The organism is Nonomuraea sp. NPDC005501 (assembly GCF_040605905.1).
GTDB lineage: Bacteria > Actinomycetota > Actinomycetes > Streptosporangiales > Streptosporangiaceae > Nonomuraea.
Window position 1 is genome coordinate 97,274 of sequence record NZ_JBEXDT010000009.1, and the last position, 12,431, is coordinate 109,704.

Annotated in this window: 11 protein-coding genes; 3 read left to right on the forward strand and 8 right to left on the reverse strand. The window is 69.3% G+C overall.

Going from position 1 to position 12,431, the window contains the following annotated elements; genetic code table 11:
• Window positions 1-30 precede the first annotated feature (30 nt).
• Window positions 31-1,113, forward strand: a complete 1,083-nt coding sequence (disA, locus tag ABZS51_RS07985; RefSeq protein WP_310708066.1) for a DNA integrity scanning diadenylate cyclase DisA — start codon at window positions 31-33, stop codon at window positions 1,111-1,113.
• A 181-nt stretch (window positions 1,114-1,294) separates the two neighbouring features.
• Here disA and ABZS51_RS07990 read toward each other — a convergent pair whose 3' ends face one another.
• Window positions 1,295-2,005: a hypothetical protein gene (locus tag ABZS51_RS07990; protein ID WP_310708065.1), complete on the reverse strand. Its 711-nt coding sequence runs from the start codon at window positions 2,003-2,005 to the stop codon at window positions 1,295-1,297.
• A gap of 78 nt (window positions 2,006-2,083) precedes the next feature.
• On the opposite strand from ABZS51_RS07990, the gene ABZS51_RS07995 reads away from it, so the two are divergent.
• Window positions 2,084-2,959: an A/G-specific adenine glycosylase gene (locus ABZS51_RS07995; protein ID WP_355437601.1), complete on the forward strand. Its 876-nt coding sequence runs from the start codon at window positions 2,084-2,086 to the stop codon at window positions 2,957-2,959.
• Between the two features lie 157 nt (window positions 2,960-3,116).
• Here ABZS51_RS07995 and ABZS51_RS08000 read toward each other — a convergent pair whose 3' ends face one another.
• Window positions 3,117-3,494, reverse strand: coding sequence for a cupin domain-containing protein (locus ABZS51_RS08000; protein WP_355437603.1), 378 nt, complete (start codon window positions 3,492-3,494; stop codon window positions 3,117-3,119).
• A 59-nt stretch (window positions 3,495-3,553) separates the two neighbouring features.
• On the opposite strand from ABZS51_RS08000, the gene ABZS51_RS08005 reads away from it, so the two are divergent.
• On the forward strand, window positions 3,554-4,024 hold the full coding sequence (locus ABZS51_RS08005; protein WP_355437605.1) for a MarR family winged helix-turn-helix transcriptional regulator: 471 nt from the start codon (window positions 3,554-3,556) through the stop codon (window positions 4,022-4,024).
• Between the two features lie 51 nt (window positions 4,025-4,075).
• On the opposite strand, the gene ABZS51_RS08010 is transcribed toward ABZS51_RS08005, so the two are convergent.
• From ABZS51_RS08010 to ABZS51_RS08035, 6 genes are all read right to left on the reverse strand, one after another.
• On the reverse strand, window positions 4,076-5,014 hold the full coding sequence (locus ABZS51_RS08010) for a TIM barrel protein (protein ID WP_355437607.1): 939 nt from the start codon (window positions 5,012-5,014) through the stop codon (window positions 4,076-4,078).
• 471 nt (window positions 5,015-5,485) lie between these two features.
• A complete protein-coding gene (locus ABZS51_RS08015; RefSeq protein WP_355437609.1) occupies window positions 5,486-7,990 on the reverse strand; it encodes an ATP-dependent Clp protease ATP-binding subunit in 2,505 nt (834 codons plus the stop codon).
• Between the two features lie 791 nt (window positions 7,991-8,781).
• A complete protein-coding gene (locus tag ABZS51_RS08020; RefSeq protein WP_310708059.1) occupies window positions 8,782-9,114 on the reverse strand; it encodes an Lsr2 family protein in 333 nt (110 codons plus the stop codon).
• A gap of 523 nt (window positions 9,115-9,637) precedes the next feature.
• Complete coding sequence (locus ABZS51_RS08025; RefSeq protein WP_355437611.1) at window positions 9,638-10,120, reverse strand: RDD family protein; 483 nt, start codon at window positions 10,118-10,120, stop codon at window positions 9,638-9,640.
• A gap of 111 nt (window positions 10,121-10,231) precedes the next feature.
• Window positions 10,232-11,551, reverse strand: coding sequence for an RDD family protein (locus tag ABZS51_RS08030; RefSeq protein WP_355437613.1), 1,320 nt, complete (start codon window positions 11,549-11,551; stop codon window positions 10,232-10,234).
• 94 nt (window positions 11,552-11,645) lie between these two features.
• Window positions 11,646-12,206 (reverse strand): amino-acid N-acetyltransferase, encoded by a 561-nt coding sequence (locus tag ABZS51_RS08035; RefSeq protein ID WP_355437615.1) that lies wholly within the window; start codon window positions 12,204-12,206, stop codon window positions 11,646-11,648.
• Between the last annotated feature and the right edge of the window lie 225 nt (window positions 12,207-12,431).

Sequence of the window (12,431 nt, forward strand, 5' to 3'; positions counted from 1 at the left end):
TGGACTTGACTATTTCGACACGGGGGTCTGGTGCCAAACGACAGGAGTCTGGACGACCGCCGTCGCGAAGCCCTGGCCGCGGTGGCCCCGGGCACACCGCTGCGCGACGGCTTGGAGCGGATCCTACGCGGGCAGACCGGCGGGTTGATCGTGCTCGGCTACAACCGCGAGGTCGATCAGCTCTGCAGCGGCGGCTTCGAGCTCGACGTCGAGTTCTCCGCCACCCGCCTGCGCGAGCTGGCCAAGATGGACGGCGCGATCGTGGTGAGCGGCGACCAGAAGATCGTGCGCGCCGCGGTCCATCTCGTCCCCGACCCGGCCATCCCCACCGACGAGTCCGGCACCCGCCACCGCACCGCCCAGCGCGTGGCCCGGCAGACCGGCCTGCCGATCATCGCGATCAGCAAGTCGATGCGGATCATCGCCCTCTACCTCGACGGCATCCGCTACGTCCTGGAGGAGTCGGCGGCGATCCTGTCCAAGGCCAATCAGGCCCTGGCCACCCTGGAGCGCTACAAGCACCGCCTCGACGAGGTGTCCGGCACGCTGTCGGCCCTGGAGATCGAGGACCTGGTGACCGTTCGCGACGTGGCGGCCGTCGCCCAGCGGCTGGAGATGGTCCGGCGCATCTCCGACGAGATCAAGGGCTACGTGGTCGAGCTCGGCACCGACGGCCGGCTGCTGTCGCTCCAGCTCGACGAGCTGGTGGCCGGCGTCGACTCCGAGCGGGAGCTGGTCGTGCGCGACTACCTCCCGGCCCCGTCGGGGCGGCGCACCCGGCACCTGTCGGAGGCCATGCACGACCTCGACGAGCTGTCCGGCAGCGCGCTGCTCGACCTGCCGGCGGTGTCCCGCATCCTCGGCCACGACGGCGGCGAGACGCTCGACACGCCGGTCAGCCCGCGCGGCTTCCGCCTGCTGGCCAAGGTCCCCCGGCTGCCGGCCACGGTGGTCGACCGCCTGGTCAACCACTTCGGCGGGCTGCAGAAGCTGCTCGCGGCCAGCATCGACGACCTGCAGGCCGTCGGAGGCGTCGGCGAGTCACGGGCCCGCAGCGTCCGCGAGGGCCTGTCCCGCCTGGCCGAGTCGTCCATCCTCGAACGCTACGTCTGACACGCCCGGCGCCTCGCTCCAGCGATCGCCCACCCACCTGCGAGATCCCGCCTTCGCGACCCAGCCTCCGAGATCTCGCCTTCGCGACGCGCCTTCGCGACCCCACCTTCGCGACCACACCTGGAGATCCCGCCTTCGCGACCCCACCTTGGAGATCCCGCCTTCGCGACCCCGCCTTCGGTCACCTGAGGTGGAAGACCCCCTTGGGGCTTCGCAGCTTCCCCATGCGCGCCACCGCCACGTACGTGCCCGGCAAGGCCGCGGCCGGCGTGGTCCGGCAGTCCTCGCTGGAGCGACGCCGGTCCCAGTCGAGGGTGCGGACGTACGGGATGCCGCGCTCCAGCTCCCGCACCTCGGCGGCGGGCCCGCTCACGCAGTCGGCCGTGGACCAGATGCGGTCCTCGCCCGAGGTGATGCGGATCTCCAGGGCGCGCGGCCCCACGTCGGCGCGGCACATGGCGGGGCCGGTGTTGACCAGCGTGACCAGGAAGTTGGGCCACGCGCTACCGGTGTAGACGTCCTGCTTGCCCTGCAGGCTCAGCACCAGGTCGCCCTCGGCGCACAGCTGTCCCGGCCGGTCCGGCTTGTTCGCCCCCGCCCCCGCCGCCGCTGACGCCGACGGGGTGGTCATGCCGGGACTCGGCTGGGGTGTCGGGGTGGCCGTGCCGAGCGCGAGGGTGCGCAATCCGGCCAGCAGGGGGTCGACTGAAGGCGAGGCGCTCGCGGAGGACTCGGCGCTGGAAGTGCGCTGCGGCCCGCTGGAGCCGCTGGAGCACGCCCATGCCACCACGGCGACGACCACCAGCACCGCGATGAGCACGCTCATCCGCCGCCGCCAGTAGACGTCACCGCCACCGTCGCCGCCGTCGCCACGCATCGTTTCCGGGTCCATGCACACAGCATGGTAATGGTACGGCTACGAAGCGTGACGACACGCCGATGGGTTCAGTCTCGGCATACGCTGGGGCGCGTGGTTGAGCCGAACCTCCTGCACGTACCCATTCTGGAATGGTACGAGTCCAACGCCCGGGATCTCCCGTGGCGCGCCGCCGACGCCACCCCCTGGGGCGTGCTCGTCAGCGAGATCATGCTCCAGCAGACCCCGGTCGTACGCGTGCTGCCGATCTGGCACGAGTGGATGGAGCGCTGGCCCACCCCCGAGGCCCTGGCCGCCGAGCCACCGGGCGAGGCCGTGCGCCACTGGGGCAGGCTCGGCTACCCGCGCCGTGCGCTGCGGCTGCACGCCTGCGCCCGCGCCATCACCGAGGAGCACGGCGGCGAGGTGCCGTCCGACCACGCCACGCTGCTGTCACTGCCGGGCATCGGCGAGTACACCGCCGCCGCGGTCGCCAGCTTCGCGTACGGGGGCCGCCACGCGGTCCTGGACACCAACGTACGCCGCGTGTTCGCCCGGGCCGTGCGGGGCGAGGAGTACCCGCCGGTGGCCACGTCGGCGGCCGAGCGGCGGCTGGCCGAGTCACTCCTGCCCGAGCTGGGGGCGGCCCGGTGGGGGGTGGCGGTCATGGAGCTGGGGGCGCTGGTGTGCACGGCCCGCGGCCCCCGCTGCGCCGACTGCCCGATCACGCAGGTCTGCGCCTGGCGGCTGACCGGCAAGCCGCCGCACGCGGGGCCGGCCCGCAAGGGGCAGACGTACGCGGGCACGGACCGGCAGTGCCGGGGCCGCCTGCTCGCGGTGCTGCGCGCGGCGCACGGCCCGGTTCCGAAGGAGGCGCTGGACGTGGTGTGGGACGACGCGGTGCAGCGCGAACGCGCCCTGGACGGCCTCATCGCCGACGGCCTGGCCGAGCACCTCGACGACGGCACCTACCGCCTCCCCCACACCTGACCTCCCCGTCCCGCCGGCGGATCGGGGGGGGCGTCCCAGGCGGCCACGCACAGGGGCCCAGGCGTACGGGAAGGCCGGGCGCGCACGCGTACGGAACGGGGGCGGCGCTCAGGCGTACGGAACGGGCAGGGGCTCAGGCGTACGAACGGGCCGGGGCTCAGGCGATCCACGGGGGGACGCCGAAGTCGGCGCCGTCGGCTGTGATGGCGCGGGCGCCGGCCGCCGCCGTGACGATCGCGGCATAGCCCTCGGCGGCGCCGGCCAGGACCCGCCGACGCGTGTGCGGCGGCATCACCACCGTGTCCCCGGCCTCCACGGTGAACGTCTCCTCCCCCAGCTCCACCGTCGCCGTCCCGGACAGCCACGTCCACACCTGCTCGACGTCGAAGTCGTGCACCGGTCCCTCGGCGCCCGGCTTGGCGTCCACGCGCCAGATCGACCGCGTGGCGTCGCCCTGCGTGGGGGAGGCCAGCGTGGTCATCACGCCGCCCGGCGTCTCGGATCGGCGGGCCTGCGCGTCACGAATGACAGCCATCGGTCACTCCACTAAGATAGACAATGTCGTTGTCCATATAGTTAACCAGGTTGTCTATCGTGTCAAGTGATGTCCCGGGCTTCGAGCTCCCCCTGCGCCTGCTGCTGGGCTTCAGGGTGCTCATCGACGAGCTGCACGCCGAGCTGGCCAGGCAGGGGCATCCGCATGCCCGGCCCCTGCACGGGTTCGTCCTGCAGGCCATCGGCGCCGGCGGCACCACCGCCGTGGAGCTCGGCCGTCTCCTCGGCGTCTCCAAGCAGGCCGCGGGCAAGACCGTCGAGACGCTCGAACGCGTCGGCTACGTGGAGCGCACCGTGGACCCGGACGACACCCGGCGCAAGATCATCCGTCTCACGCCGTACGGGGTGGACGTCCTCGCCCGCTCGGCGCGCATCTTCGCCGACCTGCGGGCGCGATGGGCCGCCGAGTTGGGAGAGGAGCGCCTGCGGGCGCTGGAGGCGGACCTGCGTAAGGTCACGCCGCCCGACATGTTCCGCCTGGACATGCCGGGCTGGTTCGGCTCCCTCTGACGTCCTCCCTCTGACGTCCTCGCGCTGACGTCCTCGCGGCGAGCCGCGACGTCAGGCGGCGAGCTGGAGGCCCAGGCCAGTGAGGTTCGTGCGGGCCCAGTCGAGCTCCTGCGCCAGCATCGACACCAGCGCGCCGGGGCCCTTGGCGCGGCCGGGGACCGCGAGGTTGTGGGTCTCCACCTCGATGTGGGCGCTGCCGCTGACCGCGCCCGACAGCATGGCCGTGAGCGTGTCGTGCAGGACCGCGCCCGTGCTGGACGTCTCACCCGTGTGGTTGTGCACGTGCCCGAGCTTGACCACCGGCGCCCCGGCGGCGGCCAGGCCGCGCAGCGCCGCTCCGGCCTCCTCGGAGCCGCAGGCCAGGTGGCAGGCGTCGAGGCAGACTCCCAGGTGCTCGGAGTCGATGCCGCACACCCGCTCCAGCGCCTGCTCGGTCGTCTCCAGGACGCAGCCCGGCCACGGCTCGAAGCCGACGCGGATGGTCTTGCCGGTGACGCTGTAGATGCCGCGCAGCTCGCGGGCCAGCCGCTCCAGGCGGCGCGTGGCGATGGAGTGCAGGTCGGCCGGCCAGTCGCGCCGCCAGCCGATCGGGATGGTGGAGATGCTGCCGAACCGGACGTCCTCCGGCAGCAGGAAGGCGAGGATCTTGGCCAGCGCCATCGTGTAGCGGTAGCGCTCGGGCTTGGCCCAGTCGGGGCCGGGGACCTCCTGGTTGCGGCCGCCCGTTCCGTTCAGGCTCACGACCTCCAGGCCGCGCTCCTCCAGGGAGCGGCGCAGCCGTACGAGCTCGATGCGGTCGGCCGTGAGGTGGTCCGCCACGCTCGGCGACAGCCACAGACCGATGCCCATCCGCTCGACGCCCAACCGCTTGCGCACCGGCACCGCGTAGCGGGTCAGGTGGGCGATCAGGTTCTCCAGGTCCTCGGCGGGGTGGACGCCCGCGTTGTAGGCGAGGTGCACGAGCGTTCCGTCGTCGTGACGCAGGCGCATCGGTTTCCTCCACGGCTTGGCATTGATCGTTGGCATCACCCGGTCAGGGGGCGCGCGGACCCTGCCGAGCATGCCTGCTCCGGATGACGCGCGCGTCCGCCCTGGGTTGACTGCCTCGTACTCCCCAGGGAGCAGTCCCACCCTAGGCAAACGATCTTGCGGCTTACTTGGGGGGGACTTGGTGCTGCTCTACACACAGTAGTACTACTCGGCGTCGCGGGCACACTTTCGGGCCAACAATTCCGCAACGAGCCGTGAAACGGCCACGCCGCAGCTCCGGGCGCCGCGCCTGACCGGCGGGACAGGGTCCGCAGAGCCGGCCGCCGCGCGAGCCTCCGTCAGAGACACCGCCAGAGACGGCCGGAGAAGGAGACAGCCGGAAAGGGGGCAGCCGACCGGGAGACGGCCGGGAAAAGGAGAAGCCCCCGTGTGAGCGAGTCACACGGGGGCTTCGGTGCGCCCCTGGGGGCGTCAGTTCTGGATCGAACCGGCGATCGCCGCGGCCGAGTCCGGAACGTGGGCCGGCGCGTTCTCACCCACGAAGGTGAACTTCGCGTTGTCGCCCTCGCCCTCGATGGCCACCTTGATGACCTGCCCCGGACGGAGCTCGCCGTACAGGATCTTCTCCGACAGCGAGTCCTCCAGCTCGCGCTGGATGGTGCGCCGCAGCGGACGGGCGCCCATGACCGGGTCGTAACCGCGGTCGGCCAGCAGCTGCTTGGCCTCGGGCGAGACCTCGAGCCCCATGTCGCGGTCCTTCAGCCGGGCCTCGACCTGCGCGAGCATCAGATCCACGATCTGGATGATCTCGAGCGGCGTCAGCTGGTGGAAGACCACGATGTCGTCGACACGGTTGAGGAACTCGGGCCGGAAGTGCTGCTTGAGCTCCTCCTGGACCTTGCCCTTCATCCGCTCGTAGTTGGACTCGGTGTCGTTGGACTTGGCGAACCCGACCCCGATGCCCTTGGAGATGTCCCGGGTGCCGAGGTTGGTGGTCATGATGATGACCGTGTTCTTGAAGTCCACCACGCGGCCCTGGGCGTCGGTCAGGCGACCGTCCTCCAGGATCTGCAGCAGCGAGTTGAAGATGTCGGGGTGGGCCTTCTCGATCTCGTCGAACAGGACCACGGAGAACGGCTTGCGCCGCACCTTCTCGGTGAGCTGACCGCCCTCCTCGTACCCGACGTAGCCGGGAGGCGAGCCGAACAGCCGCGAGACGGTGTGCTTCTCCATGAACTCCGACATGTCCAGGCTGATCAGCGCGTCCTCGTCGCCGAACAGGAACTCCGCCAGAGCCTTGGACAGCTCGGTCTTACCGACGCCGGACGGACCGGCGAAGATGAACGAGCCGCCGGGACGCCGCGGGTCCTTCAGACCGGCGCGGGTACGCCGGATGGACCGCGACAGGCCCTTGATGGCGTCGTCCTGGCCGATGATCCGCTTGTGGAGCTCGTCCTCCATGCGGAGCAGGCGCTGCGACTCCTCCTCGGTCAGCTTGAAGACCGGGATGCCGGTGGCCGTGGCGAGGACCTCGGCGATGAGCTCCTCGGTGACCTCGGCGACGACGTCCATGTCGCCGGCCTTCCACTCCTTCTCGCGCCGCTCACGCTTGAGCTGGAGCTGCTTCTCCTGGTCGCGGAGGGCAGCCGCCTTCTCGAAGTCCTGCGCGTCGATCGCGGACTCCTTGTCGCGGCGGACGTTGGCGATCTTCTCGTCGTACTCGCGCAGGTCCGGCGGAGCGGTCATCCGGCGGATGCGCATCCGCGAGCCGGCCTCGTCGATGAGGTCGATCGCCTTGTCGGGAAGGTAGCGGTCGCTGATGTAGCGGTCGGCCAGCTGCGCGGCGGCCACCAGCGCGCCATCGGTGATGGACACCCGGTGGTGCGCCTCGTAGCGGTCGCGCAGACCCTTGAGGATCTCGATCGTGTGGCTGAGCGAGGGCTCGGCCACCTGGATCGGCTGGAAGCGCCGCTCCAGCGCCGCGTCCTTCTCGAGGTACTTGCGGTACTCGTCGAGGGTCGTGGCACCGATGGTCTGCAGCTCGCCGCGGGCCAGCATCGGCTTGAGGATGCTGGCGGCGTCGATCGCGCCCTCGGCGGCGCCCGCACCCACGAGCGTGTGCAGCTCGTCGATGAACAGGATGATGTCGCCGCGCGTGCGGATCTCCTTGAGCACCTTCTTCAGGCGCTCCTCGAAGTCACCGCGGTAGCGCGAGCCGGCGACCAGGGCGCCGAGGTCAAGCGTGTAGAGCTGCTTGTCCTTCAGCGTCTCGGGCACCTCGCCCCTGACGATCTTCTGCGACAGGCCCTCGACGACGGCGGTCTTGCCGACGCCGGGCTCGCCGATGAGAACGGGGTTGTTCTTGGTCCTCCGGGAGAGGACCTGCATGACCCGCTCGATCTCCTTCTCACGGCCGATGACCGGATCCAGCTTGCCCTCGCGGGCGGCCTGGGTCAGGTTGCGGCCGAACTGGTCGAGCACCAGGGAGGTCGACGGGGCCGACTCCTGCGGGCCGCCCGCGGCGGCCGGCTCCTTGCCCTGGTAGCCGTGGAGCAACTGGATGACCTGCTGCCTGACACGGTTGAGATCGGCTCCAAGCTTGACCAGCACCTGAGCCGCCACACCCTCACCCTCGCGGATGAGCCCGAGCAGGATGTGCTCGGTGCCGATGTAGTTGTGGCCCAGCTGCAGAGCCTCACGGAGCGACAGCTCAAGAACCTTCTTGGCCCGCGGGGTGAACGGAATGTGCCCCGACGGAGCCGACTGGCCCTGGCCGATGATCTCCTCGACCTGCTGGCGCACTCCTTCAAGGCTGATGCCCAGGCTCTCCAGAGCCTTGGCGGCTACGCCTTCTCCTTCGTGGATCAAACCAAGAAGAATGTGCTCAGTGCCGATGTAGTTGTGGTTGAGCATCCTGGCTTCTTCTTGCGCCAGGACGACAACCCGCCTCGCTCGGTCGGTGAACCTCTCGAACATCTCGTCGCTCCTCACAGAGCGGTCAGTCAGGCCGGTTTAGTCCGGTCCCGTCATCCCGCATGCTAGCCCTGGCTCGGCGAACCGTGCCCACTGCCGCTGACACGCTCTATAGCAGAGACGTTCCCCGAGAGCAGGGCGTTCACCCTCTATCCAACTACCGTTCGGGGGTGACATGTTCCCGATACGCCGCAAGCGAACGATGTTTAGGGGACTCGGGGAAGCGACTCCAATTCGCCGCTCCTGCAGGGGATGGATCCGCGCGGACGGTCGTCCGATCACCTTGTCATCGGACGACGCCGGACGCCGTGTGGTAACCGGCCCGGGAGTGGCCGTCGCCCGCACATGACGTGAGCCGTGTCCGAAACCCCTGCGTCAACATCCTACGTGCCGCGTCAAAGGCCCGCCAATCGTTCATGAACAGGCCTGCCGGCGGTGAAATCCATGGTCTGGTCAGCCCGGTTACCGAGGGCCGGAAGACCGCCCGCCGGGCCTGTCACCAGGCGGCCGGGCGGGCGGGCGGGATTTGCGCGGGAGGACGGCCCGGGCGGATGGGACGGGCCACGGCGAAGAAACAGCGTCCGGAGAGCGCCCGGGCAAAAGGGCTTACGCCGGCGGCATTCGGCGACGGGAAGGAGAACGGGGGTCAGGCCCCAAATACCGGCTCACCCGGCGATACCAAGATCCATAAGGGCGCGGGGCGTCCAGTATTTGAGAAGCACAGAAATGATCATGCGCTTATGGCGTTCGCCGGGGTCCTGGGCGAGCGCCATAAGCGCATGGTCCGCGGTCGCTCAGTGGGCCCGCTCGTACTGCTCGACGACGGTGGAGGCGATACGGCCACGCTCACTGACCGGCAGGCCATGAGCCTTCGCCCACTGACGGATCTCCGAGCTCTTCTCGCGGCTCATCGCCCGCTGGCCGCCGCGCCCGCGCCGCCGCGTCGACACGGCGCCTGACCGGCGAGCGTGCTGAACGAAAGGCGAGAGGGCGTCCCGGAGCTTCTTGGCGTTCAGGTCGCTGAGGTCAATCTCATAGGAGGAGCCGTCAATGGCGAAGCTGACCGTCTCATTGGCCTCGCCCCCATCGAGGTCATCGATGAGAATCTCCTGGATCTGCTTGGCCATCTACGCAATCCTTTCCCGGAGCATTGTTTCATTCGCTGGCCCAAACATATACCCGGAAAGGCGCTAAGACAATTCAGAGGTGCGGAGATTCGGCTGACTAGCCGCTCAGTGTGGATCAGTTGCCGTTCTCGGCCTCATCCGGCCGGTTTGACCTGCGCCCGGCCGCCTCCGACCGCACCAACTTCACGACGCCAAAGATGAAGGCGCCGCCGACCACCACCGGGGGGATGAGCGCCGACAATACGTCTGTAACGGCTTGCATTCGTCCTCGCCTCCACAGCGGACGGGGGTTTCAGGGGGCTCCCTTTATGCACCACGGGCGCGGGGAGCATGAGCGGGCCTCATGCCGCTCCAGGTCTCAGGCATCCGCTCACGACCATAGCGGTACGCGAGCGCTCCACGCCTGACAGGGCCACCGACATCGGGCCGCCCTGGTTGCCCCATAGCCTAATGCCAGTCTCTCCAGGCTCCTTACCGGATCAAGGAAAATTTTGCTGAATGGCATCGCCGCAGGTACGAACCCTCAACGAAGATCTTTGACGACGAACGTTCCGGCCGGCCGGTCATGCGGCCCACGCTGCAGTGGCTTGTCGATCAAGATGATCATCCCCACGGCGAACACGTAGATTCCGCCCAGCAGATTGACCAGCGGAATACCCATCAGCATGACCGGGCCGGGATACACCAGGGCGCGTTTCAGCAGTGCGGCCCGTGGAAGGTCGCGCGGCGTCACCCGAATCTTCATGATCGCCTTGCCGAACGTCCGGCCGGCGCCGGAAAGAGCCACCCACTCATAGGCGGTATATCCCAGCCCGGCCAGGAACCAGGCCGCCACCCCGGGCAGGCGGCCGGCCGTCGCCTCGGACACGCCGACAGTCCGGAAGGCAGCCCATAGGACGATGAACAGAATGTAATAGAACACCCCGAACACGAGGCCCTCAATGAGGCGCGCGGCAAGCCGTTCCCACCATTCAGCGGGCGTCCCGCCCGGCCGCGCACCCGCCATAACCCACCTCGGCGCCGAACTCGTGGCCTCATATTGCCACGGCCCGGTCCCTCACGTACCCGGGTACAAAACAGAGGCCGGCACGGAGCCGGCCTCTGCTGTGGTTCGCGATTACTTGATCTTGACCACCACGGTGCCGGCCACCTTGTCGGCGAACGTCTGCTGCAGCGGCTTGTCCCAGAGTTGCGACGCGCCGTTCACGGCCACCAGAAGCCAGCCGATGAACGCCGAGATCGAGATCGGGAGGATGGCGGCGATGCAACCGCCCCACGTCACGGCGGCCCGCTTGAGCGCGACGTCGGTGGGCACGCCGGCCTGCGGCACGGGGCCGCCGACAGGAGCGATCTTGATGCCCATGGCCATCTTGCCAAGGGTCTGCCCCCTCATCTTGGTCATGAGGAATTCGTAGCCGACGTACAGGGCGGTCAGGATGATGGCGATCAGGGCACCGACCACCGCCGCGCTGAACACGCCGGACGTCGAGCCGGTCGACCAGTCGTAGGTGGCCAGGAAGATCGCCGTGAAGATGCCCGAGACGATCAGGCTCACCACGATGAAGATCACCCCGTCGATGAGCCGGGCCACCAGCCGCTGCCACCACTCGGCGAGCGGCGCCGGGGCGCCCGGAGGCTGCACGCCCACCGGCTGGCCGTAGGGCTGGCCGTATCCCGGCTGGCCGTAGCCGGGCTGGCCGTACTGCTGCCCCGGACCGTAGCCCTGCTGCGGCTGGCCGTACCCGGGCTCACCGTAACCGGGCTGGCCGTAGCCCTGCTGACCGTAGCCCTGCTGGGGCTGGCCGTAGCCGGGCTGCGACTGACCCTGGGCCCCGTAGCCCTGCTGGGGCTGGCCGTAGCCGGGCTGGGAGGGCGGCTGCTGCCCGTACTGCTGCTGGCCTGGCTGGCCGTAGCCCTGCTGCTGGTAGCCCTGCTGCGGCGGGGGCGCGTAGCCGGGCTGGCCGTACTGCTGGCCCGAGGGCGGCTGCTGGCCGTACTGCTGCTGCCCGTAGTCGGGTTGGGAGGGCTGCTGCTGGCCGTACTGCGGCTGGCCGGGCTGCCCATAGCCCTGCTGCGGCTGGCCGTAGCCCTGCTGGGGCTGGCCGTAGCCGGGCTGCGACTGACCCTGGGGCCCGTAGCCCTGCTGGGGCTGACCGTAGCCCGGCTGGGACTGGCCCTGCTGCCCGTAGCCCGGCTGGCCGTACTGCGGCTGGCCGGGCTGGCCGGGCTGGCCGTAGCCCTGCTGGGGCTGGCCGTAGCCCTGCTGGGGCTGGCCGTAGCCGGGCTGACCGTAGTCCTCGGCGCGGTAACCCACCACCGTCGCGTCGGGGTCGGCCTCACCGTGGGGACGGTTCGGAGTGTGTTGTCCGTACTCGGGATTCCCGGCAGCGTTCTCGCCGGATTCGTCCTGTGGATACGGCGGCTGTCCGGTGCTCACCGTGTCACCTCGCTTCGAGAGTGCATGTAGCACATGTCAGGACACATGCCTGTGCTGCCCAACGTATCGACATAGGTATCAACAATCACCTTTCTCAGCGGTCAAGGTCGGCGTCACCGGATGTCAGATGGAGCAGCATGCGGGTGTTGCCCAGGGTGTTGGGCTTGACGTGCTCAAGGTCGAGGAACTCCGCCACACCCTCGTCGTACGAGGCCAGCAGCTCGGCGTAGACCTCCGGGGAGACCGGGGTGCCCTGGATCGGGCGGAACCCGTGGCGGGCGAAGAAGTCGACCTCGAACGTCAGGCAGAACACCCGGCTGAGCCCTAGATCCACCGCCGTGCGGGTCAGCGCGGCGACGATCCGGTGGCCGATGCCCAGCCCGCGGAAGGCGGGGTCCACGGCGACGGTCCGGATCTCGGCCAGATCCTCCCAGAGCACATGGAGGGCGCCACAGCCGACGACCTGGCCGCCGCGCTCGGCGACCCAGAACTCCTGCACGTCCTCGTACAGGGTGACCGTGGCCTTCTCCAGAAGGCGAGGACCGGCACCGGCGTAGGTGTCGACCAGGCGCCTGATCGTCCTGACATCCGACGTGCGGGCGCGGCGCACCACGATCTCGGTGTCAGGCACGGTGACTTCGGCGACCTGTTCCATGGGCATCCAGAGTACAGATCCCATTACGGCTCGTACCAAAATCCGCTCCGCCTACGGCATCCGACATGTCACTACCGTGCGCTCCCTGCGGGCAACGTACTGCTCAAGGCATGGCAAAGTAGACATAAAGTCGGACCGGCATCGGGTGACGCGTCGTCCACTCGTGACCCTTCGGTAGCGATACCTCTACAGAGTTGGCAGTTCTGGTTGAGCACGAACCCGAGG

Excerpts from the sequence above, each read along its gene's own strand:
- ABZS51_RS08025 (WP_355437611.1), bottom strand. The coding sequence starts at position 10,120 with ATGGCGGGTGCGCGGCCGGGCGGGACGCCCGCTGAATGGTGGGAACGG.
- ABZS51_RS07990 (WP_310708065.1), bottom strand. The coding sequence starts at position 2,005 with ATGGACCCGGAAACGATGCGTGGCGACGGCGGCGACGGTGGCGGTGAC.
- ABZS51_RS08015 (WP_355437609.1), bottom strand. The coding sequence starts at position 7,990 with ATGTTCGAGAGGTTCACCGACCGAGCGAGGCGGGTTGTCGTCCTGGCG.
- ABZS51_RS08000 (WP_355437603.1), bottom strand. The coding sequence starts at position 3,494 with ATGGCTGTCATTCGTGACGCGCAGGCCCGCCGATCCGAGACGCCGGGC.
- ABZS51_RS08035 (WP_355437615.1), bottom strand. The coding sequence starts at position 12,206 with ATGGAACAGGTCGCCGAAGTCACCGTGCCTGACACCGAGATCGTGGTG.
- ABZS51_RS08010 (WP_355437607.1), bottom strand. The coding sequence starts at position 5,014 with ATGCGCCTGCGTCACGACGACGGAACGCTCGTGCACCTCGCCTACAAC.
- ABZS51_RS08020 (WP_310708059.1), bottom strand. The coding sequence starts at position 9,114 with ATGGCCAAGCAGATCCAGGAGATTCTCATCGATGACCTCGATGGGGGC.